Below are 21,306 nucleotides of genomic sequence, written 5' to 3' on the forward strand. Positions count from 1 at the left end.
ACGCCGTGACCAGCCGTAACAAACGCCCTTTGACCCTGCGTGATGTATCCGAAGCATCGGGGGTCAGTGAAATGACCGTGAGCCGTGTGCTTCGCAACAAGGGCGACGTGAGCGCCGCGACCCGCCAGAAGGTACAGGATGCGGCCAAGCGTCTGGGCTATGTGCCCAACAAGATTGCAGGCGCACTTGCGTCGCAGCGGGTGAACCTTGTTGCGGTGATTATCCCGTCGCTGGGGAACATGGTTTTCCCCGAGGTTATGGCGGGTATTTCAGAGGTACTAGAGGATACAGTGTTGCAGCCGGTGGTTGGCGTTACCGATTATCTCCCTGAAAAAGAAGAAAAAGTTCTGTTCGAGATGCTTTCCTGGCGGCCGTCGGGCGTGATCATTGCGGGGCTGGAACATTCCGAAGCTTCGCGTGCGATGCTGAAACAGGCGGGCATTCCCGTGGTCGAGATCATGGACGTTGACGGCGAACCGATTGATGCCTGTGTTGGTATTTCGCACCGTCGTGCGGGCCGGATCATGGCCGAAGAAATCATCGCGGCCGGCTACAAGCGGATCGGCTTTATGGGCACAAAAATGCCGCTTGATCACCGCGCGCGCAAGCGGTTTGAAGGTTTCACCCGTACATTGGCCCAATCGGGCATCGAGATTGCAGATCAGGAGTTCTACTCGGGCGGGTCTGCATTGGCCAAGGGCCGCGAGATGACCGCCAAGATGATCGAACGCACTCCTGACCTTGATTTCCTGTATTTTTCCAACGACATGATCGGCGCAGGCGGGCTGTTGTATCTGCTTGAAAAAGGCATCGACGTGCCGGGCAAGATCGGGCTTGCGGCCTTTAACGGTGTTGAATTGTTGGACGGCTTACCAAGCCAGTTGGCAACGATGGATGCTTGCCGGCGCGAAATTGGCGTAAAGGCGGCGCAGATCATTGCCAGCTATCACAGCGGCGAAGACACCCAAGGCGGGAAAATCGTGACGCTAAGCCCCAAGCTTGCCTTCGGTGATACCCTGCGCCGCCGCGGATAACACCTGCGCAGTGGCACATAAGTATCTGACCTGGCCGTCGCGCTTTGCGCTATGATTGGACAAAGCGAACGCGACCGACAGGATGACCATGACCCCAGAGCTAGCCCTTGCTGCACGTGCGGGATTGCCGGATCCGTTGCGGGTATTGATCAAAGAATTCCCGCGCGATGCATGGCAGGACCACCCGCAATATTCACAACTGATCGCATTTTGGTTGGACCGACATCTGATGTTTCGCCGGCTTTTGACGCATCTGAACGATGATCTCGAAGCCATTTTGGACGCGCGCAGTGATACTGACACCTATAAACGCGGTTTGGCGCGCTATGGCGGTATGTTGATCAACCAGTTGCACGGGCACCACCAGATTGAGGATACGCAATATTTCCCCGTGATGGCACAGCTTGATACGCCGGTGGCGCGCGGGTTTGATCTGCTTGATTCGGATCATCATGCGATGGACGGGTTGCTTGCAGGGCTGACGGATGCGGCCAATGGTGTACTAAAGGCAGATGCAGCAGGGCTGCGCGATGCGCTGGGCGGTTTGCACGGTGTATTGGACGGGTTCGGAACGATGCTTAACCGGCATCTTGTCGACGAAGAGGAACTGGTTGTGCCGGTCTTGCTGAAATACGCGCCTGCCCAGTTCCGTTAATGCAAAAAGGGCGCCACATCGGGCGCCCTTTTGTTTCGCTTGTTGGCGCCTTATAGGCCCAGCTTCGAGTTCTTGTCATATTGCACGGTCACGTTGTTCATCCGCGATTCGATGCCGAGGAAGGCAAAGAACAGACGTTGGCGTGCCGCTTGGTCGATTGTTTCGCCGTTTTGGACTTGGGCCAGAAGCGGCTGTACCGCGTCCCATTCTTCAACTGCGAACTGCAGACCTTCTTCGATCCGTTCTGTTGGCGGCGGGCGAACGCCCACGCTTTCCAGACCGTTGCGCAAGGCTGACAGCGTGTCGCTGAACAGTTTGGCGCTCTTGGCAAGCTCTGCTTGGGCTTCTTCGACATTGATCCCCGAAGCAATCAGGCAAACGTTTTTGGACATTTGCGCGGCCAGCGTCCGCTGACGACCGGAAAGGTCGATCAAAAGAGCATCAGCATGCAAAAGTGCTACGGGGTCCGCATATTGTCCGGTGATTTCACTGACAAGGATGTTGGCAGTGCGCAAGAGCGGGTCACTTTGGTCCGCGAGCGCCTTGATTTGCGCCGTATCATCCGCCGCAACAGCGGTTGCAGTGGCCTGTTCAAGAAGCGGGCCCCAAGCTGTGTTCAGCTCGTCGATCACTTGCAAGGTCCGTGCGCGGGTTTCGTCGCCCAACACGCCCATGCCGCGATTTCCGTGAAGCAATGCTTCGCTGATCACACCAAACTGTTGCGCAGAGATTTGCAGAACGGCCTGGCTTTCACGCACGGTGATACCGGAGTTAAGGTTGCAAGCCGATGCAATGATGCGTTGGCTCAGGGTTGATAGTTGACCCGCAATGTTAATGCGTTCGCTGGCACCCACATCGGTTGCGATGCTTTGTGCAGTGGCACCCGTCGCAAGGCAAAGCCCGATCGAGGCTGCTGTAACAATCCGGCTTAGTCCTGAAAACGCGAACCGCCGAGATGCTGTCAACTTTATTGGTAGTTTACTTTGGTTTGACATATCGTTTCCTTTATCGATCCCATCTCAGACGCTGGCGCAGGCAAAGTGAAGTCTTGCGTTGCTAAGCGGCGGCGCTAGGCGGAGCTTTGCCAGTGCTGGCGCGTGATTTGGGTTCGGTTGGTCGTTGGCTGGACAATTACGCGGGTGATTTGATCCAAACTTCGACGCGACGGTTGATGCGGCGGCCTTCTTGGTCTGCGTTACAGCCTGACGGTGCAATTTCCCCATAACCTACGGAAGAGAACGAAATGTTGTTCATCCGGTCGCCAGCAAATGCGATCAGCTCTTGCAAAACTTGCGCAGCGCGCTGTTCTGACAGGTCGCGGTTGCCATCGAACTGACCAACGTCGTCGGTGAAACCGACCAACAGGACTTCTGTGCCAGCAGGTTGTGTTTCAAGATAGCTGACCAGACGGTCACGGTCGATCCGACCACGTTCATCAAGTTGCGCAGAGCCTGTGCGGAAGCGGAAGGTTGTTGACAGGCGGTCATAATCGACCATCTGACCCAACATTGCACGCATGAAGCCTGCTTCGTAGGCATCAGCAGACGGATCAAGCAAGCTAAGCGCGCGGCTGCTGTCCAGCGACTGTTCACGGCGGTCAACACCGAAGCCGATAAAGCCGGCCTTGCCGATCAGGCTATCTGCGGCATTGGATGTCGCGTAGTTCACGAATGCACGTGACTGGTCGGAAATTGTGTCTTCACGTGTGTAGAGATACAAGCGACGCTGCAACGCGTATTCTTCGGTACGTGCCGAGAATGCGTCAGGTGTCATTGTGATCCCGCATTCGTTGATCAGGTTCACAGGGTTCGCGCCACGCTGGAACGAATAACCGACAACGCCAATGGCGCCTTGTGTTTCGTTAACCAGTTGTGAAGCTTCGCCACCGCTAGAAGCAATAACGGCACCGGATGCAAGCGGTGCACCGGCTTCGCCAAAGATACGTTCTTCGAATACGGCACGCGTACCAGAGTCTTCGGACTGTGTAACAACCGTAATCGGCAGATCGGGACCGTCAACTTGTGACCAGTTGCTGATTTCGCCTGAATAGATGGCGCGTACCTGTTCGGTTGTCAGTGTTTCAATCGGGTTTGCCGCATTGGTGATCATGACAAGACTATCGATCGCGATGATATGTTCTTGGGCTGGGTCGACCATGTTGCCGGCACCGGCGTCACGCAGGCTGCGCGCTTCGTCCGGAACGATGCGGCGCGATGACATCGCAATTTCGGATTCATCCGCAAGCAGGATTTCGAAACCTTCTGTTGAGCCCTTTGAATCAACAAGGAAAGATACGATATCGTCGCCAAAGCCCTGATCGGCGGTCAATGTTGCGACCAACTGGCCTGGCTGGCCGGCGTTTTCAGTCGAGGCAGCGTCAAGCGAACCGGCATAGCCTTCGAGAAGCAGCGGCATCAAGCCTGAACCGACAACGTCAGAACCGGCAATTGTAATGTCGGTTTCAACTGCGCCGAATGAAGGGCAGGAATCGCCGGAACAGCTTACGCGGCTGGCTGCAACGCGCAGTTCACCCAGTGCCGTCGAGATAATATAGGCGTTATCCTGAAAATCGATGAACTCACCAGTCATGTTCACTGTGCCGTCAGCAGAGGAAAGTGTGACTTCTCCGGCCTGTGTCATGCCCGCAAAGGCTAGTCCGCTTGCAATGGTAATCATGCCCAATGCAACATGCTTTCGCTTACTCATCATTAATAAATCTCCTCCCTGGGGTTGGTCGTTCGGCGATGGCGATAAACCGCCGAAAACGGGCTCCCAGAATAATGTGTCTAGTAACGACCATTAACAGATTTAATTGTGCGCAAAATGCGGCGAATTTTTTCCAAATTAGAGGAAATGGCGGCAATTCATAGCAAAACGTAAACTTTTTGGATTAAAACGCGCCTTATGGTTGTGTTTGATCCCGTTTTGACGCTCGCGGGCGCGACTCGGTTTGCGCGATTCGTGGATGATATTGCCGCAGGCAGCATCACACCATACGAATGACGTCTTTATCTATCGCAAGCATATATCCCTGACGGGCGATGTTCTTGACCAGCAGTTCGCTGACCATCTGGTTGCCAAGCGTGTCGCGCAGGCGTTTGATCCGTGTGGCGCCGGCGGCTTCTTCACAATCAGAACTGTCGCGCCCTGAAATGACGGCTTCGATTTCGGCCCCAGAAAGCACTTCGTCATCCATGCGCGCTTCGGCCAGAACGGAAAGCGTTTCAATCGCGGCGGGGGTCAGTTTGAATTCAAAGTCGTTCAGATAAACGGCATTTTGGTCACGGCTAATTGTCAGTGAATTCACCTCGATGCCCTGGCGTTCGATGCGGCCCATGCGGCGGTTCAGCATCACCAGCATGGCCAGAAACGCCACGGCCGCGATCAAAAGCGCTGTCGCAAAGACTAGCAACACAAAGATGACAAAGCGGTAGGATGATAAAGTATCGGAAAACGCCGTGCCCGACTGGGCCAGAATTTCAAGAAGCTTGATCTCGGCATTACCGGTTAATGTATCGTTTTCGACAAACAGCCTTTCAACGCGCAGGTTGAACGCGTTGGCATCAGGCAGGTTGATAAACAAAAGAACAGCAGCGATTGCGAGGATCAGCACAATTGCGACGATACCCGTCACAACAATCCGCGATCCGATTTCACGCGCTTCAGTAGCGGAGGAAGTAGTCACCAGCGCTGTCCCTTCTTTCTTCTAGCCCGGCATCTTCAAAGACACCCAGCACATTCAATAATGCCCAACCGTCACTTTGTAGTGCCGGACGTAGCTGTTCTTCGGCTGACTGTATACTACAAGCGCCGCGCACCTGTGTCACACCATAGTGTAGCCGCAATGGGTCGTCTTGCTTGGCCTTATAATCGGCATAGCAATCGGCCTGTGCGGACACCGCTGTCAGACAAAAGATCATGAATGTGTAAGAAAGAAGTTTCATGGTTTTTAACTGACCTCAATGCGCCGTGATATTCAATAACGTCTTATGTTATCGCGCCGGCCATCGCATAACCATCCCCCGATATTGTTTGGCAGCCCGCGGCGGCGGCAATTTCATTTTATTAGCGTCGACCCGATCTCAAAGGCGCAGCAGATGAAAGGAAAACATATGTTTAAATCAGTAATCGCTGGCATCACTGCCCTGTCACTCACCTTTGCGACCGCAATGCCTGCACAGGCAAACGGTTTTGACCGTGATGATGTCGGCAAGATTATAATCGGCATTGCCGCGCTGGCCGCGTTGAATGCGGCGATCGAAAACAACCGTCGTGACCGGCAGCAGCCCGAAACACCCCAACACCCGACCAGCGGCAACAACCAGCAAAGCCTGCCGCAGTCATGCATGGAACGGATCGATACCCGCTATGGCGAACACCGCATGCTGATGCGCCGCTGTTTGCAGCGCAACGATATCCGCGTGCGCGATCTGCCCAACCGCTGCGAAGTGCGCCTGTTCACGGATGACGGCCCGCGCAACGGTTTTGACCCTGCATGTTTGCGTCAGGCGGGCTACCGGATTGATCGGCGCCACTAAGGCGCAGACAGTCAGCGCGGCTTCAGGCCCCGGTCGCCGCGCCACCTTGGGGCAAGGGTTTGATATGGCCCTTGCCCCTTTTTATCTTGAAACCTGATCCGGCTTCTGGTCACTGGCCCCATGACACAACCGGATTACACTTTTGAACAGGCCGCGCGAGATAGCGGCTTTTTGGCAATTGCAGGCGTGGATGAGGTCGGGCGCGGGCCATTGGCAGGGCCCGTCGTAGCGGCAGCCGTGATCCTTAATCCCGCCAATATTCCCGCAGGGCTGAATGACAGCAAAAAACTGACCGCCAAAAAGCGTGACGCGCTTTATGATGCGATCATGGCGGCGGCGGATGTGTCACTGGCGCAGGCGACAGTGGCCGAAATTGATGAACATAATATCTTGCGCGCCTCGCATATTGCGATGGTGCGAGCGATTGCGGGGCTGGCGCGTCCGGCTGACTATGCGCTGATTGATGGCAACCTTGTGCCGCGCGGGTTGGCCATTGCCAATGAAACAATCGTCAAAGGCGACGGGCGCAGCCTGTCGATCGCGGCGGCCTCTGTCATTGCCAAAGTGTGGCGCGATAGACACATGGTGGATTTGGCGCAACAGTACCCCGGCTATGGCTGGGAAAAGAACGCAGGTTACCCGACGGCGGCGCATAAATCGGGATTGGCAAATCTTGGTGTCACCCCTCACCATAGACGTTCGTTCAAACCGGTGCACAATATCTTGTATCAAGAGTAAATTGTAACCCATTGATTCAATAAAGTTTTTGACAGCGAATCGTCTGTGACTCACACTAGGGACAACCAAAGAGCGGATTAACCGCCGGGTGTATGAGGCAGAACATGACGATTAAGACCAAAGCAAAAGGGGCTTCCACGCTCCCTCTGAACACGATCCTTGATGGCGACTGCATTGCGCGGATGAACAGCCTGCCCGAAGGCTCGGTTGACCTGATTTTCGCAGACCCGCCCTATAATTTGCAGCTAAAAGGCGATTTGCACCGCCCCGATAATTCCAAGGTCGACGCGGTTGACGATGCGTGGGACCAGTTCGACAGCTTTAAAGTTTACGACAACTTCACCCGTGAGTGGCTCAAGGCCGCGCGCCGCATTCTTAAACCGAATGGCGCGATCTGGGTGATTGGCAGCTATCACAACGTGTTCCGCATGGGGTCAGAGCTGCAAAACCAAGGTTTCTGGATATTGAACGATGTGGTTTGGCGTAAATCCAACCCGATGCCGAACTTCCGTGGCAAACGCCTGACGAATGCGCATGAAACGCTGATCTGGGCCTCCAAAGAAGAAGCCAGCAAATACACCTTTAACTACGAGGCGCTAAAAGCGCTAAACGAAGGCGTGCAAATGCGGTCCGACTGGGTGCTGCCGATCTGCACCGGTCATGAACGTCTGAAAAACGATGCGGGCGAAAAAGCCCACCCCACCCAAAAGCCGCAATCGTTGCTGCACCGTATTCTGGTTGCGACAACCAACCCAGGCGATGTGGTTCTTGACCCGTTCTTTGGCACAGGCACGACGGGCGCCGTCGCAAAAATGCTGGGCCGTGATTTTATCGGCATCGAGCGCGAAGAAGCCTACCGCAAGGTTGCAGCAAAACGGATCGCCAATACCCGCAAATTTGATAGCGAAGCGCTGGAAGTGTCCACATCAAAACGCGCCGAACCGCGCGTGGCATTTGGTGTGCTGGTCGAACGCGGCATGCTGCGCCCGGGCGAAGAACTGTGGTCGCTGAACGGGCGTCACAAGGCCAAGGTGCGCGCCGATGGCACGCTGGTCGGTGACGACATCAAAGGATCAATCCATCAGGTCGGCGCCCATCTTGAAGGCGCGCCAAGCTGCAACGGCTGGACCTATTGGCAATTTAAACGCGATGGGCAAAAAGTCCCGATTGATCTGCTGCGCCAGCAGATCCGCTCCGAGATGGCGAAGCACTGACGCGGGCAAACACGCGTCGCATTCCCCAACGTTGATACCGCCGGTAATTGCGGTGAACCCTGCCATGGTGGCAGGGGCTGCAATTACGAACTTTGCCCGCCGTCTTTGTACGGCGGGTTTTTTTATCCCGTAAGGTGGATCTTGATCCACCCTACTTTGGTAGCGGGTTGCTTGCCGATTTATATGGACCCCAATCCGTGATTTCAGGGTAGTAGGTCGCGCGCCAGCCTTTGACCCGCGGGTGCATCACCCTGCGCCAGATCGGCGGAACCAGTGCCGCCATCGTCATCACAGGATAACCAAACGGCAATTGCGGGGCGTCTGCATCGGAATAGGTTTGCAGCAGCGGAAACCGCCGGTCGGGTTTGTAATGATGATCGGAATGGCGCTGCAAATTGATCAGCAACCAGTTCGACGCCTTATGTGCCGCATTCCACGAATGATGCGGTTTGACGTGTTCGTATTTGCCATCGCCCAGATGTTTGCGCGTAAGCGCGTAATGTTCAACGTAATTGACCAGCTCTAGCTGGAACACTGCCCAAAACGCTTGCGTCGCGAACAAAAACACACCCCACCAGCCAGCAATGGCCCATGCGAGGACCGCAAAGCCGATCTCAAGCGCCCAAAACCGCCAAAAGGGGTTTGATTTGTGGTGCCACGGCAGTTTTTTGCGCGCCAGCATCGCCTTTTCCGCCGTAAATGCAGAATTCAAACATTGCCACAACACGCGCGGGAAAAAGCGGTAAAAGGATTCCCCATAGCGCGCCGTCACCGGATCGCGTGGCGTGCCGACATAGCGGTGATGCACCAATAGATGTTCCGACCGGAAATGCCCGTATAGCACAGAACCGAGCAAGATATCCCCCAGCCAGCGCTCCAGCTTGGGTTTTTGATGCATCAGTTCATGGCTGTAATTGATCCCGATTGTGCCCGATAAAATCCCCAGCCCCGCAAAAAGTGCCCATTGCGCCACCAATCCCAAATGCCAGGCGGTAGTGACATAGGCCATGATCCCGAAGATCGTGATCAATTGCAGCGGCACCCAGATCAACGTGATCGCCCGATACCAAAACAGGTCTTTGACGTCAGTTTGCGGGTCGTTGTTTTGCAGGTTCAGGCCCAGCAGGAAATCCAGAAAACTGAACAAGAACCACGTACACAGCGGCAAAAGCGCGATCGCCCAACCGCCATAGACCGCGGCAATCACCGCTATCGGGATCAGGACCAGTGACAGCCAGAACGGCAGCGCGGCGGATATCTTGTTGATCGGCATGGGGCACCTCTTGGTTGTTCGAAACCTTATGCAGCGCGTGCTGCGCGCTCAAGTGTTGCGTAGCGTCGGGGCGGCTATGTCAAAAACCTTGCGCATTGCGGTGGGCAGCGCGCCAGCGTCAAAATCAGGCGCCGCGACAAAGCTGCCGCGCCGCGCCTGTGCTCGCGCGTCGACCTTGGCCACCATCACCGTTAGCCGCAGGTGGAAATGCGTGAATGTATGCCGTGCCTGTTCGTTCAACGTTTGCCAATTTGCGTCCAGTGGCGGGGCAGGCTCGGGCGCATCGCCCCATTCTGATCCGGGCCAGCCCAGCATCCCGCCAAGCAACCCGCTTGCGGGGCGGGTTTCAAGCAGCAGCGCCCCGTCCGCGCGCTGCACAACATAGGCAATGCCGTGCCGCGTCGGTGTCTTTTTCTTTGGGGTTTTCTTGGGTAATTCCGCCGCCGTGCCCGCGGCATTTGCGGCGCAGGGTTGCTGCCAAGGACACGCACCGCAAGACGGGTTGCGCGGTGTGCAGATCGTCGCGCCTAGGTCCATTACCGCTTGGGCATAGTCGCCGGGGCGCGTGTCCGGCGTTAACTGTTTGGCGCGCGCGGTGAGAACAGGTTTGGACTTCGGCAGCGGGTCGTGGATATCAAACAGCCGTGCCATCACCCGTTCGACATTCCCGTCGACAACGGTTTCGGGCAGGTCAAACGCAATCGACGCAATCGCTGCGGCGGTATAGGGGCCGATTCCCGGCAGCGTCAAAAGCACCGCATAATCCGCCGGAAAGACACCGCCATGGTCAGCCACAACCGCGCGGGCGCATTTCAACAGATTGCGCGCGCGCGCATAATATCCAAGCCCCGCCCAGGCCGCCATGACATCAGCATCATCCGCTGCTGCCATATCATGGACGCTGGGCCATAGTGCCATGAATTTATTATGGTATTCGCGCACTGCGGCCACGGTGGTTTGCTGCAACATGACCTCTGACATCCAGACAGCATAGGGGTCGGGCAGCGTGCCGTTCTGGCGCGCGTTCGGTGGCACCCGCCACGGCATTTCGCGCGCATTCGCGTCATACCACGCCAAAAGCTGCAAACTGATGTCACGCAATGGTTATTTACCTTTCACAACGAAGGCGCTGACTTGGCGCAACCGTTCACATACAGTAAAGATCAGATATGAAACAGCCACGCCACACTGGCACCACGCGCGGGTTTTCCCGTGCGGCGACGTTGATGCAAACCCGCATCCGCTCTGCGAGCGAAGAGCGCGGCTTTGCGGTGACGCGTCTGTTAACCCATTGGTCCGAAGTTGTGGGCGAAGCCACTGCCAAAATCGCGACACCGGTGACCGTCAGCTACGGCAAGGGCGGCATGGGCGCGACCCTGACGCTCTTGACCACGGGCGCGCAGGCCCCGATGCTGGAAATGCAAAAAGAACAGATCCGCGAAAAGGTGAATGCCTGTTACGGCTACCGCGCGATTGCCCGCGTGCGCATCACCCAAACCGCCCCGACCGGATTTTCCGAAGGGCGCGTGGCCTTTGCCCCCGCCCCGAAAACGCGCGCTGTGCCAAGCCCGGATGTCTGCGCTGCGGCACAATCGCTGGCCGGCCCCGTGCAAAGCGAAGAATTACGTGCAGCGCTTGCCGCGCTGGGCGCAAATGTCCTATCAAAAAACAAAACCCTGAGCAGAGGTGAACATGAAACGTAGAACTTTACTGGCGACCGGTGGTGCAGCCATTTTGACGGTCGGTGCGGGCCTTGGCCTGATGCCGCGCAATCAGCAAACGGGGCTATTGCCCGGCGCCGCAACCGCCCAAGACGCAACCGGTGCATTGCCCGAAGTTTTGGAAATGGTGCAAGGCAACCCGATGGCCAACCTTGAGGTGATTGAATACGCATCATTCACCTGTCCGCATTGCGCCAGCTTTAACGCCAACCAGCACAAGCTGTTGAAAACAAACTACATTGATACCAATAAAATCCGGTTTGTGTATCGTGAAGTCTATTTCGACCGCCCTGGCCTTTGGGCTTCTATGGTGGCGCGTTGCACCGATAATCCTGATTTCTTCTTTGCATTTTCTGATGTGCTTTATGAAGAGCAGCGCAATTGGCTGGCCAGTGGTGATCCGGCGATCATCATCGAAGAGTTGCGCCGTCTGGGCAAAACTGCCGGTCTGGATGATGCTGCGCTTGATGCCTGCCTGAGCGACGCCGCAAAGGCAGAGGCGCTTTATACATGGTATCAGGAGAACGCTGAGCGCGACAATATTTCATCAACGCCAAGCTTTCTGATCGACGGTGAAAACTATTCGAACATGAGCTATGATGAATTCGCGGAAATTCTAGATGAAAAGCTGGGTTAAACCGGCGGGCATCTAAAAAAGGGCGGGCCTTGTGCCCGCCTTTTTGCGTTAAAGCCCAAGCCGATCAAAAGCCGCATCCAGCGGTGCCCAATCCGCGATGCTTAGGCGCACGGGCAGGGTAATCACCTTCATCCGAAAACTATCGGGCAGGCGTACTGCGTCTTTTTCGGTGGTCACAAGCTGCGCGTTGCGGGTATGGGCTTCGATCTCGAGCCGTTTCATCAATGCGTCTGTCAGCGGTTGGTGATCCGCCAGCGCCTCGGCGCGGATCACGTCGGCGCCCATGTCGCGCAATGTCATAAAGAATTTTTCAGGGTGGCCGATCCCGGCAAAGGCAAGCAGGCGCAACCCCTGCCAAGGCATCCCCGTTGGCAGCGGTTCTAGCGCCCCGCGCAGATGCGGCAGGTCAACCGCCCAAGTCTGCGAAAAACCGTTCTGGGCCTTGTTAGACCCTATAGACAACACAAAATCCGCCCGCGCCAGCCCCGTATCAACGGGTTCACGCAATGGCCCTGCGGGGATCACCCGCCCGTTGCCAAAGCCGCGCATCGCGTCGACAACAACGATCGACAGGTCCTTGGCGACGCTCGGGTTTTGGAATCCGTCATCAAGCAAGATAACATCAGCACCGGCGGTTTGCGCGGCAGCCACCCCTGCGGCGCGATCCTTGGATACCCATGTCGGGGCAAAAGCGGCAAGCAGCAGCGGCTCGTCTCCGGTTTCATGCGCCTTATGTTTGCGTTCATCCACCTGAATAGGCCCCGCCAGCGCCCCGCCATAGCCGCGCGTCACCACATGCGGGGTGCGTCCCCGTGCGCGCAGCCGTTCAATCAACGCAATCGTCGTTGGTGTTTTTCCGGTGCCGCCCGCGTTGATATTGCCGATGCAAATCACCGGCACATTGGCGCGCACATCGGGCGGCCTGCGCAAGCGCCGCGCGGTCAGCCCAGCATAGATTGCGGCCAAAGGTGCCAGCAGCCGCGCCGCGATGGCGGGGTGGTCGGGGGCAGTAAACCAAAACAAAGGTGCGCGCATCTAATGCCCCAATTCTTCCAGTCGCAGGCGGATGTAATCGGCGATACGGTTGCTGACGATCGCCCCGCGCGATGTCACATCCCATGCGGCATGCGCCAGTTCGGCTGTCTTATCAACCGCAAGCAGGATTTCCACAATCGCGCCCAAGTCGCTGCTGCTGCGGATCAGCCGCGACGCGCCCGCAGCGTTCAGGCGCGCGGCGTGCCGTTGGAACGGGGCGACCAACGGGCCATATAGCACCGCAGACCCTAGCGCGGTTGCCTCGAACGGATCGCGGCAACCCCCGCCCCGCAGCGTGCCGCCGATAAATGTGATCGGTGCGATGCGGTACCAAAGCCCGAGATCATCATCTGTGTCGATCACATAGACTTGGGTCAGTTCAGTCGGCAGCGGGGTTTGTGACCGCATATCAACATAAAAACCTTTAGCGCGCATTTCATCGGCAAAGGCAGAAGCATCGTTCGGATTGCGCGGTGCGATGACAAACAACAGCCGGTGTGCGCGGCGGCTGGCCTGCTTGTGCGCGCGGCTCAGGTCGTCAAGCTCGGCCAGATGCGCGGCAGCGGCAAGCCATGTCGGGCGGGTGCCGATCGCACTGGCAAGGGCCTGACGGTCGGTTTCATCGCAAGACAAGGGGGGCGGGCAGTCTTCCATTGCGCCGGAAACGATGATTGTTTCGGGCGGGGTGCCCGCGCGGGTCAGGCGATCAGCAGCATTCTGGTCAAGCGCAAGAATCGCCTCGAATTGCGAAAGCAACGACCGCATCGCGCCCGGCACCCAGCCGCCTGTGACCTGTTCAAGCCCGTCACCATTAGCATCAACCAGAATGCAATGCATCTTCGCGGCGCGCATTTCATCCATCAGCAAAGGGTCAAGATCGCCGCGCACCCATATGCCCATGGTGGGTTTCCAATGGTCGATAAATTCGCGGATCGTGTGTTTGCTGCGCGGTTCCTGGATCGCGCGACCGCCGATGGCATGGGTCCATTCACGGATCGTGGGGATGATTGTAATCGGGTCGCCGTCAACGGTAACCTTGCGGCCCAGCGTTTCAATTGCGGTCAACTGATCGGGGTGGGAACAGCGCGCCCAGATCACTACGCCGTCAGGGCGCGCGGGGTACGCCAGCAGGCGTGTAGGTTGGTCGGCCGACCCCCGGCTTGCCAAAAAAGCCGCGATGGAAAGGGATCGTGCCATTTATCTATCCAAAGGGCCTAGTTGCCCAGCTCTTCGGTCGAAGAGGCCGCAATTTCTTCGTCCCGCAGGCGGTGGATATGGGCGATGAAATAGCGCATGTGTGCGTTGTCAACGGTCCGTTGAGCCGCGGCTTTCCACGCATTATAGGCCGTTTCATAGTTTGGAAACATGCCAACAATGTCGATCGCGTCGACATCCTTGAATGCGTTCTTTGTTGGATCGATCAGTTCGCCACCGAAAACGAGATGCAGGCGCTGGGTCATGCGGAAACCTTTGTGAAAATTGCGATTGCGCGCAGTCTAGGGGTTTGCGGGGCGCGGCTCAAGCAGCTCGGCAAGATTGCTGTGCAAATCGGGTCCGGCCGCAAGAACGCCGGGGACTTTGGGGTCGTGGTTGTTGAACCGCAAGATTGCGCCATGCTGGTCTGTGACGCGCGCGCCGGCCTCTGCGGCAATCAGCGCGCCAGCGGCGATGTCCCATTCCCAACTGGGCCGCAATGTGATCATTGCGTCAAACCGTCCTTGGGCCACCAGACAAAGCCGGTAGGCAAGCGATGACCGGAACACCCGTTTGACCGGCGGTGTGATCCCGTCGCGCCAAAAGCGGCCTTCAAAATTCGGCTTGGCGCCCAGCACGGTTGCCCCGTCCAATTGTGCCGCAGATGCGCCGATAGGTGCCCCGTTCAGGGTCGCCCCGCCGTCCAGTGTCGCGGCAAACATAAGTTCGCGCGCAGGTAAAAAGACTGCTGCCGCAGTGACTTGGCCGTTTTCGACAATGGCCAGCGCGTGCGACCAATCTTTGCCGCCTTCGATGAATTCACGTGTGCCATCAATGGGATCAACCACAAACTGGCGCTGCGTTGTGATGCGGTGGCGGGTGTCCTCGGTTTCCTCGGACAGCCAGCCATAATCTTGCCGCGCGTCGCACAGCGTTTCAGACAGCATATGATCCACGGCCAAATCCGCCTCGGTCACGGGGCCCGCACCGCCGGGTTTGTCGGTGACTGCGGGGTTCCGCCGGAAATACCGCATGGCAATGTCGCCCGCCTGACGGGCGGCCGCTGTCAAAAGCGCAAGATCAGTCTCCGGCAAGGGTGAGCCCTTCGACAAGCAGCGACGGCACCACCCGCGACAGATGCGCGCGCCCGTCATTTGCGGGGGTAATCGACATCAGCATGTCGCGCAGGTTGCCCGCGACGGTGCATTCATTCACCGCATAGGTGATTTCACCGTTTTCAACCCAAAACCCCGATGCCCCGCGCGAATAATCGCCCGTGTTGGGGTTGATCGTGGATCCGATCATCGACGTGACCAGCAACCCTGTGCCCATCTGTTTGATCAGATCATTGCGGGACTGGTCCCCTTGGGTCAGGGCAATGTTTGTCAGGCTCGGATTTGGTGGCGCGCCCGTGCCGCGCGCGGCATTTGCGGTGCTTTGCAGCCCCAATTGGCGCGCGGTAGCAAGGTCGAGCGTCCAGCCCGTCAAAACCCCGTCATCGACAATCGCGCGCTGTGATGTTGGCAGGCCTTCGGCATCGAACAGTTTTGATCCGGTGACGCGGGCGCGGTGCGGGTTTTCGATGACCGACAGCCCCTTGGGCAGCACCTGTTCACCGCGCGCATTGCGCAGCCAGCTGGACCCGCGCGCGATCATCATGCCGTTGGTTGCTTGCAACAAATGGCCGATCAGCCCGCTGGCGATGCGTTCGTCAAACAACACCGGATAGGCACCGGTTTTGGGTTTGCGCGCGCCACTACGTTCGACTGCGCGGGCTGCTGCGATTGTGCCGATTTCATCGGCGTCGCGCAGATCGGCCTGAAACACACGGCTGTCGTAATCATAGTCACGTTCCATCGCGGCACCTGTGCCGCTGATCGCAACACATGAAAGCCCGCTGTCGGTGCGTGCGTAGCCTGCGGAAAATCCGTTGGTGGCCGACAGATGAATGCGGCGGCGGCTGTACCCTGCTGATGCGGATTGTACCTGGCTGATGCCCTTGTTGCGCAGGGCGGCGGCCTCGGCCCTTGCGGCGGTGTCTTGCAATGCGGCAGGGTCTGGCTCTTGGCTGGGATCAAATAATTCCAACCGCGCGGTTTCAAGATCGGTCGCCAGTTGCGCAGGGTCCGCCAGACCCGCGTATGGGTCTTCGGGCGCTTCTTTGGCCATTGCAACGGCGCGTTCGGCAACTTGGATCAAAGTATCCGGTTTGGTGTCGGATGATGACACACATGCCTGCCGCTGCCCGACAAAGACGCGTAGGCCGATATCCACGCCTTCGGACCGTTCTGCATGTTCAAGCGCACCTGCGCGCACATCAATCGACACGGATGTGCCGTCCACTGCAATCGCATCGGCGCTATCTGCACCTGCGCGGCGGGCCGCATCCAAAAGCTGCTGGGTCAGGTCGGAAAGTGGCTGGGTCATCGGCAATCCTTTGTTCCCCATGACCTAATGCGCCGCGCCTAATGCTGCAAGCCTATCTGATACGCTCGCCGTTCACATGCACGCTGCCTGTCTCATCAATTTCGACGGCAGTGGTCAGCGTTCCGTTGCCATCATCGCGCGAGAACATACCAACCGCCATGCGCATGCCAAAGGCTTCGTCGGCGTCCAGCAGGTCCATGGCGATCAATGTATCAAGCAGTTCATGCACACCCGACATCGTCGCGCCCGCGGCACCTGTCGGGCGCGGAATACCGTCAAAGGTATCCAGATCAGCCATGTCAAAGGTAAACGCACCCGTCGCCGCAATCGCTGCACCCGCGCCGGAAATGTCAAAGCTGTTAAGCTGTAATTCATGCAGCGCGACAGGGTTTTGCTGGATCATCAACGCGTCTTCGACATTCAGAAAGTCGAGCCATTCAATCGGTGACGAAACACCTGCGGTCAGATCAATTGCAATGTTCATCGGATCGCGGGCGATGGTCATTTCCGGGTTAAGCCGCGCCCATGTTTCATCGGCAATGGTAATGTTATTTCCGTTCAGGCGCACAGCAGCAGTTTGTGGTGCATCTGACGCCAGAACCGGAGCCTGCACATCCACCGTGGCGCGGTCGAATGCAAATTTGCCGCCCCAGTCTGAAGTGAACGCGTCTAAGATCAATACGTCCGCGTCATCGACAGTGATACCAATGCTGATACCGTCTTGCGACAGATCCAAACGGGATTCTGCTGCGCCTCTTGTGACTTCAAATTCATAGCTGGGCCGCCCGTTAAAGAACGTCGTTTCCTTGGTCGACAAGGACGCGCTTTGATAGATGATTTGGGTCGCAAGCCCCGCGCGCAAAGCCGCCGTCAAATTCAGCGCATCAAGCCCGATCTTGGGGATCGTCATGCTGAATTGAACGTCTTCTGCGCCAAAATGATCTTCGGATTGTGAACTAACACCGTCAAATCCCTCATCATCGAAAACCAAATGAGAAGGCAGTGAAGCGGTGCTATTGCGAATTTCAAACTGCGCGCCGTCAGAAACAGTGGTTGTCGCGGTAAAGCCTTCGCTGGACATATCAAAGGTCATTTCAGAGGATACGTCATACATCACATCCTGTGTCCGGATGGATGCGAATATCTCTGTCGGGCCGCTTGATTGTGTATAGGTTATTTGCTTTGGCGTGCCGCTGGCTGTGGTTTGGAACGCTTCGGCCTGTACGGTTATGTCCAAGGTCATCACGACCCCGAGCGATCCGTCAAAATCGGCGACTGCGTCATAATCCATTGTCTTGGGGGTGATGATCGTAACGGTTCCGTCTGTTTCTTCTACCATTGTCATTGGTGGTGCAGCCATGCGGAATGTCCCGAAATACATGGGAAACGCATAGGAAACCGCGACATTTTCATAGAAAACAAAGTTATCTGTGCGCGAAATATCCGCATCGAGCGAAATGCCCAAAACGTCCAATAGCGCGCTTTGGCTCGCCCAGACATCATCAGCGGTAATATCAGCGATTGCGGGTGCGCCGATAACGGCAAGGATGGCGGGCAGGGAATAGCGGCGTGTCACGAAAAATCCTATGATTACAAACAAAAAAGGGCGCGCTGGTTGCCCGGCGCGCCCTGCGGTTGCAACTATGGCGGCTATTTCACGCGTTGTCCATTCACGTGAACCTGCCCTTGGCCATCCACCTCTAGGGTGGTTTCAAGCTGGTCTTCGCCGGTTGTCTGCGCAAACATGCCGATCATCATGCGCGGACCCATGACCTGTTCTTCGGGGACAAGACCGATGGCAATCAGCTTGTCGATTAGCTGGTTCAAGCCGTTAAGTTTTACCTCTGCCTGACCTTCGGGGCGTGGAATGCCGCCAAATGATTGCAGATCGGTCATATCGAACGCAAACGCGCCCGTTGCCGCAAGCAACGCGCCAACACCAGAGATATCAAAGGCATCAATGCGCAGTTCATGCAATTCAACGGGGAACTGCAGGGCCATCAGTTCGTTTTCGATGTTCAGAACATCAAGCCATTCGACATTATGGGTCACACCGGCCGACAGATCGATGTTCATTGCGATTGGATCGCGGTCAAGCGCCTGATCGGGGTCGACCATGTTCCAGATATTTTCGGAAATGGTGAGATCATCAAAGGCAATGTGATAACGCGCGGTTTGGGCCGTGTCCGATTTAAGCAGCGGGATGATGATGTCAGCCACAGTGGCACCGACCAAAATATCGATCGCGCCGGGAATTCCCGCCATCTGGGTCGCTTGGGTTTCCTGGACTGAAATCTCGCAGCCTTCACCGATTCCGGAAAACACCAGCCCTTGATCGGAAAGACCAAAATCATAGGTCGCCGGCCCGCAACGGTGCGCAAGGGCCATGATCGTTTGGCCGTTCGCCATTGTGACCTGTTCGGCTTGCACAGATTCTGTTGTTTGCGTGCTTTGCATGAACATGCCCGCGCGTAACGCAGGGGCGAGGTTCAACAGATCAAACCCTTCGGCAGGGAGCGCGGCGTTTGTGGATGCCTGCATGCGGCCGACATTGGATTTGTTGGTTGATTGCCCTTCGCCAAAATCTGTAACGGTTTCATATGTCATTGGTTCTATAACATATTCAGAGCTGATCGTGATCATTTCGCCTTCGGTGACTGTTGAAACGACCGTATGCCCGCCGCTGTTGACGGTGAAGCCGAAAACCATTTCGGCGACTTCGGGAAATATAGACGCTGATGTCAGGGACGCGGTTCCGGCGCCCGCGACGCTTTCATATGTGATCGTGCCCGGTTCGCCGCTGGCCGTCATCTGCATGTCCGATTGCTGCACGTTCATTGTAGCTTGGTACGGTTCTGCCCGGACCAGTGGTATTGCCGCCACCACCGTGTAATCCAGCGATTTCGGAAATTTCGTTGTGACGGTGCCATCAGCGTGGTCCTCCATCGTCATGGGGGGCATGCTGACCGAGATTTCACCAAATCCCATTGGCAGGGCATAGGTCATGACCATATCGTTTACAAAAACGGTCGACCCTTCGCGGGTGCGATCCGCAGAGACCTGCAGCCCGAAAGCCGTAAAGAGCGCGTTCTGGTTTGCCCAAACATCATCAGCGGTGATGTCAGCAAATGCAGGGGTGCCGAGGGCGGCAATGATGGCGGGAAGGGCATAGCGATGGGTCACGAATTATCCTTTGGCTTAAAAACAAAAAGGCGCGTCGGTTGCCCGGCGCGCCCTTCATTGACATCTATGGCGCTTATTTTACGCGTTGTCCATTAACGAGAACATGACCTTCGCCATTCACCTCTAGGGCGGTTTCAAGCTGATCCTCGCCGGTGGTTTGTGCGAACATGCCGATCATCATGCGTGGGCCCATGACCTGTTCTTCGGGGACCAGACCCATGGCGATCAGATTGTCGATCAGCTGGTTCAGGCCGTTGACCTTGATCGCAACTTCGCCTTCGGGGCGTGGCAATGGCGCAAATGTCTGCGTATCTGTCGGATCAAAGGTGAAATCACCCGCACCGGTGACAGCGGCACCAGCAACAGATACGTTCAGCGTATCAAGCGACAACGTGTTCAGTTCAAACGGAAGGTTGCCAGGCGAAAGCGTGGCTTGTTCCGCAGGGTTCATCATATTGATCATTGGCTGGGCGGTGCCGGACAATGCGATCTGCAATGTCGCAGGATCATGTGGCAATACGCCGCCCGCGTCGATCATGCTCCAGATCATTTCATTGATGGCCATATCAACCAGTGAAATGCTTGCACGGAAGTTTTCAGGCTTGTCGGATTTGCCAAGCGGCATTTCAATACCAATGCCATATTCCGCGAAGGAAAGTTCAATCGGGAACGGCACTTCGGAACCGGTGGCTGCTACTGCAACATCTTTTGCGGAAACGTCATAGGCAACCGCAGCGCTGTTTGCCGCGATGGCGAATTGTGTCGTGCCCATTGTGATCGAACCTGCGATCTGGTCACCGTCGGCGTTGACATCAAAAATGTAATCCGCGCCTTCGACGGTATAGCCGCCATCAATTGCAAAGCCGTTCGCAAATAGCATTTCGGGGTCTTCGAAATCGGCATCAAGCGGCATCGCCACGGTTGCGAGCATGTTCATACCGGTGATCTTGCCGCCGCCGGTCACATATTCGCCTTCACCACCGGGGATCTGGATATCAACCAGCAGATCCATCGAAGCGATGCTCATGTCATAGCCAACAGTCAGCAGGTCGGTTTTGGTGGTAGTGTAATTACCGGCAAGATCATTCAATGTGATCACCGCGTCGCCGGTAAATGTCATGCCACCGTCAACAATATCCTTGAGCCCGATAGAAATGCTGTCGGCGGACATTTCATAGGTCATTGCATCGGCGTCACCGGAAACGACCAGTTCAAGACCGGCGTTAATAGCTTCGAGCGTGATAACCACACCGCCTTCGGGCGTCATCGTGATCGGGTAGGATTCGGACATCGTCACAACAACCGATCCGCCGTCTTCGGTAAAGCGGATTTCGTCGATGCTGTAGTTGGTGCTTATCTCGGGGGATTGCGCCGTGACGGAAAGCCCGCTCACAACCAATGTGTCGCCGGACATTTCTTCTGATTCGATGATGATGTCTGTTTCTGCAAACATGCCCATCTGTTCTTTCCAGCTGTCCCAGACTTCTTGGGCTGTGACATCAGCATGTGCGGCGCCACCGGCAACCAATGCAGAAACACAAACGGCGCTGCGCAATTTCATTGAATAGTTCATTCCAATTCCCTTTCGTTGTAATCAGTCCCGATTCTTGTGCGGTAGGGGCAAGTCGTGCCACTGTTCGGGTATCGAACATTAGCT

Annotated in this window: 21 protein-coding genes; 7 read left to right on the forward strand and 14 right to left on the reverse strand. The window is 56.6% G+C overall.

Translation table 11 applies throughout. The features are described from left to right. Nucleotides 1–5: 5 nt before the first annotated feature. Together BM320_RS13955 and BM320_RS13960 are read left to right on the forward strand one after the other, a co-directional pair. Nucleotides 6–1,034 carry a LacI family DNA-binding transcriptional regulator gene (locus BM320_RS13955; RefSeq protein WP_090201284.1) on the forward strand — a complete coding sequence of 343 codons (1,029 nt, stop codon included), beginning with the start codon at nucleotides 6–8 and terminating at the stop codon, nucleotides 1,032–1,034. A gap of 88 nt (nucleotides 1,035–1,122) precedes the next feature. Continuing rightward, on the forward strand, nucleotides 1,123–1,689 hold the full coding sequence (locus BM320_RS13960; protein WP_311135503.1) for a hemerythrin domain-containing protein: 567 nt from the start codon (nucleotides 1,123–1,125) through the stop codon (nucleotides 1,687–1,689). A gap of 50 nt (nucleotides 1,690–1,739) precedes the next feature. Here the strand turns inward: BM320_RS13960 and BM320_RS13965 are convergent, their stop codons facing one another. From BM320_RS13965 to BM320_RS13980, 4 genes are all read right to left on the reverse strand, one after another. Then, the gene (locus BM320_RS13965; RefSeq protein WP_165615064.1) at nucleotides 1,740–2,654 is read right to left on the reverse strand and encodes a type IV pili methyl-accepting chemotaxis transducer N-terminal domain-containing protein; all 915 of its coding nucleotides are present in this window, start codon (nucleotides 2,652–2,654) and stop codon (nucleotides 1,740–1,742) included. A gap of 166 nt (nucleotides 2,655–2,820) precedes the next feature. After that, on the reverse strand, nucleotides 2,821–4,398 hold the full coding sequence (locus tag BM320_RS13970; RefSeq protein ID WP_090201289.1) for a phosphate ABC transporter substrate-binding/OmpA family protein: 1,578 nt from the start codon (nucleotides 4,396–4,398) through the stop codon (nucleotides 2,821–2,823). Between the two features lie 277 nt (nucleotides 4,399–4,675). After that, a complete protein-coding gene (locus tag BM320_RS13975; RefSeq protein ID WP_207496929.1) occupies nucleotides 4,676–5,374 on the reverse strand; it encodes a winged helix-turn-helix domain-containing protein in 699 nt (232 codons plus the stop codon). Next, nucleotides 5,352–5,633: a hypothetical protein gene (locus tag BM320_RS13980; RefSeq protein WP_090201290.1), complete on the reverse strand. Its 282-nt coding sequence runs from the start codon at nucleotides 5,631–5,633 to the stop codon at nucleotides 5,352–5,354. Before BM320_RS13980 ends, BM320_RS13975 begins: the two co-directional genes overlap by 23 nt. A gap of 168 nt (nucleotides 5,634–5,801) precedes the next feature. Between BM320_RS13980 and BM320_RS13985 the strand changes: the two genes are divergently transcribed. The 3 genes from BM320_RS13985 to BM320_RS13995 all read left to right on the forward strand — a co-directional run bounded on the left by BM320_RS13985 (nucleotide 5,802) and on the right by BM320_RS13995 (nucleotide 8,179). Further along, nucleotides 5,802–6,227, forward strand: a complete 426-nt coding sequence (locus tag BM320_RS13985; RefSeq protein ID WP_131802425.1) for a hypothetical protein — start codon at nucleotides 5,802–5,804, stop codon at nucleotides 6,225–6,227. Between the two features lie 120 nt (nucleotides 6,228–6,347). Further along, nucleotides 6,348–6,965, forward strand: a complete 618-nt coding sequence (gene rnhB / locus BM320_RS13990; RefSeq protein WP_090201294.1) for a ribonuclease HII — start codon at nucleotides 6,348–6,350, stop codon at nucleotides 6,963–6,965. 104 nt (nucleotides 6,966–7,069) lie between these two features. Further along, entirely contained in the window at nucleotides 7,070–8,179 is a 1,110-nt protein-coding gene (locus BM320_RS13995) for a site-specific DNA-methyltransferase (protein ID WP_090201295.1), read from the forward strand. A 151-nt stretch (nucleotides 8,180–8,330) separates the two neighbouring features. Here BM320_RS13995 and BM320_RS14000 read toward each other — a convergent pair whose 3' ends face one another. Together BM320_RS14000 and mutY are read right to left on the reverse strand one after the other, a co-directional pair. Next, entirely contained in the window at nucleotides 8,331–9,452 is a 1,122-nt protein-coding gene (locus BM320_RS14000) for an alkane 1-monooxygenase (protein WP_090201297.1), read from the reverse strand. 48 nt (nucleotides 9,453–9,500) lie between these two features. Next, nucleotides 9,501–10,553 carry an A/G-specific adenine glycosylase gene (gene mutY / locus BM320_RS14005; protein ID WP_090201298.1) on the reverse strand — a complete coding sequence of 351 codons (1,053 nt, stop codon included), beginning with the start codon at nucleotides 10,551–10,553 and terminating at the stop codon, nucleotides 9,501–9,503. A 68-nt stretch (nucleotides 10,554–10,621) separates the two neighbouring features. Between mutY and BM320_RS14010 the strand changes: the two genes are divergently transcribed. Then, nucleotides 10,622–11,155 carry a DUF721 domain-containing protein gene (locus tag BM320_RS14010; RefSeq protein WP_090201300.1) on the forward strand — a complete coding sequence of 178 codons (534 nt, stop codon included), beginning with the start codon at nucleotides 10,622–10,624 and terminating at the stop codon, nucleotides 11,153–11,155. Beyond that, entirely contained in the window at nucleotides 11,145–11,810 is a 666-nt protein-coding gene (locus tag BM320_RS14015; RefSeq protein WP_090201301.1) for a DsbA family protein, read from the forward strand. The genes BM320_RS14010 and BM320_RS14015 overlap by 11 nt, the downstream gene beginning before the upstream one ends. Nucleotides 11,811–11,858: 48 nt before the next feature. Here the strand turns inward: BM320_RS14015 and lpxK are convergent, their stop codons facing one another. The 8 genes from lpxK to BM320_RS14055 all read right to left on the reverse strand — a co-directional run bounded on the left by lpxK (nucleotide 11,859) and on the right by BM320_RS14055 (nucleotide 21,222). Next, a complete protein-coding gene (lpxK, locus tag BM320_RS14020; RefSeq protein ID WP_090201303.1) occupies nucleotides 11,859–12,845 on the reverse strand; it encodes a tetraacyldisaccharide 4'-kinase in 987 nt (328 codons plus the stop codon). Continuing rightward, nucleotides 12,846–14,042, reverse strand: coding sequence for a 3-deoxy-D-manno-octulosonic acid transferase (locus BM320_RS14025; protein WP_090201305.1), 1,197 nt, complete (start codon nucleotides 14,040–14,042; stop codon nucleotides 12,846–12,848). Nucleotides 14,043–14,059: 17 nt separating this feature from the next. After that, nucleotides 14,060–14,305 (reverse strand): DUF4170 domain-containing protein, encoded by a 246-nt coding sequence (locus BM320_RS14030; protein ID WP_090201307.1) that lies wholly within the window; start codon nucleotides 14,303–14,305, stop codon nucleotides 14,060–14,062. A 36-nt stretch (nucleotides 14,306–14,341) separates the two neighbouring features. Beyond that, nucleotides 14,342–15,133: a 3'(2'),5'-bisphosphate nucleotidase CysQ gene (locus BM320_RS14035; protein ID WP_090201308.1), complete on the reverse strand. Its 792-nt coding sequence runs from the start codon at nucleotides 15,131–15,133 to the stop codon at nucleotides 14,342–14,344. Continuing rightward, entirely contained in the window at nucleotides 15,120–16,466 is a 1,347-nt protein-coding gene (locus BM320_RS14040) for a TldD/PmbA family protein (RefSeq protein ID WP_090201577.1), read from the reverse strand. Before BM320_RS14040 ends, BM320_RS14035 begins: the two co-directional genes overlap by 14 nt. Nucleotides 16,467–16,518: 52 nt before the next feature. Beyond that, nucleotides 16,519–18,042 (reverse strand): hypothetical protein, encoded by a 1,524-nt coding sequence (locus BM320_RS14045; protein ID WP_131802427.1) that lies wholly within the window; start codon nucleotides 18,040–18,042, stop codon nucleotides 16,519–16,521. Between the two features lie 74 nt (nucleotides 18,043–18,116). Beyond that, on the reverse strand, nucleotides 18,117–19,649 hold the full coding sequence (locus BM320_RS14050) for a DUF2125 domain-containing protein (protein ID WP_090201311.1): 1,533 nt from the start codon (nucleotides 19,647–19,649) through the stop codon (nucleotides 18,117–18,119). Nucleotides 19,650–19,722: 73 nt separating this feature from the next. After that, a complete protein-coding gene (locus BM320_RS14055) occupies nucleotides 19,723–21,222 on the reverse strand; it encodes a DUF2125 domain-containing protein (protein ID WP_090201313.1) in 1,500 nt (499 codons plus the stop codon). Between the last annotated feature and the right edge of the window lie 84 nt (nucleotides 21,223–21,306).

The sequence above is a fragment of the Yoonia tamlensis genome, from assembly GCF_900115105.1.
GTDB lineage: Bacteria > Pseudomonadota > Alphaproteobacteria > Rhodobacterales > Rhodobacteraceae > Yoonia > Yoonia tamlensis.

What these genes read in the sequence shown, in the direction of transcription:
- BM320_RS14015 (WP_090201301.1), top strand. Translation starts at nt 11,145, where the DNA reads ATGAAACGTAGAACTTTACTGGCGACCGGTGGTGCAGCCATTTTGACG.
- BM320_RS13970 (WP_090201289.1), bottom strand. Translation starts at nt 4,398, where the DNA reads ATGATGAGTAAGCGAAAGCATGTTGCATTGGGCATGATTACCATTGCA.
- BM320_RS14025 (WP_090201305.1), bottom strand. Translation starts at nt 14,042, where the DNA reads ATGGCACGATCCCTTTCCATCGCGGCTTTTTTGGCAAGCCGGGGGTCG.
- BM320_RS13985 (WP_131802425.1), top strand. Translation starts at nt 5,802, where the DNA reads ATGTTTAAATCAGTAATCGCTGGCATCACTGCCCTGTCACTCACCTTT.
- BM320_RS14000 (WP_090201297.1), bottom strand. Translation starts at nt 9,452, where the DNA reads ATGCCGATCAACAAGATATCCGCCGCGCTGCCGTTCTGGCTGTCACTG.
- BM320_RS13980 (WP_090201290.1), bottom strand. Translation starts at nt 5,633, where the DNA reads ATGAAACTTCTTTCTTACACATTCATGATCTTTTGTCTGACAGCGGTG.
- BM320_RS13995 (WP_090201295.1), top strand. Translation starts at nt 7,070, where the DNA reads ATGACGATTAAGACCAAAGCAAAAGGGGCTTCCACGCTCCCTCTGAAC.
- rnhB (WP_090201294.1), top strand. Translation starts at nt 6,348, where the DNA reads ATGACACAACCGGATTACACTTTTGAACAGGCCGCGCGAGATAGCGGC.
- BM320_RS14010 (WP_090201300.1), top strand. Translation starts at nt 10,622, where the DNA reads ATGAAACAGCCACGCCACACTGGCACCACGCGCGGGTTTTCCCGTGCG.
- lpxK (WP_090201303.1), bottom strand. Translation starts at nt 12,845, where the DNA reads ATGCGCGCACCTTTGTTTTGGTTTACTGCCCCCGACCACCCCGCCATC.
- BM320_RS13960 (WP_311135503.1), top strand. Translation starts at nt 1,123, where the DNA reads ATGACCCCAGAGCTAGCCCTTGCTGCACGTGCGGGATTGCCGGATCCG.
- BM320_RS14030 (WP_090201307.1), bottom strand. Translation starts at nt 14,305, where the DNA reads ATGACCCAGCGCCTGCATCTCGTTTTCGGTGGCGAACTGATCGATCCA.
- BM320_RS14055 (WP_090201313.1), bottom strand. Translation starts at nt 21,222, where the DNA reads ATGAACTATTCAATGAAATTGCGCAGCGCCGTTTGTGTTTCTGCATTG.
- BM320_RS14040 (WP_090201577.1), bottom strand. Translation starts at nt 16,466, where the DNA reads ATGACCCAGCCACTTTCCGACCTGACCCAGCAGCTTTTGGATGCGGCC.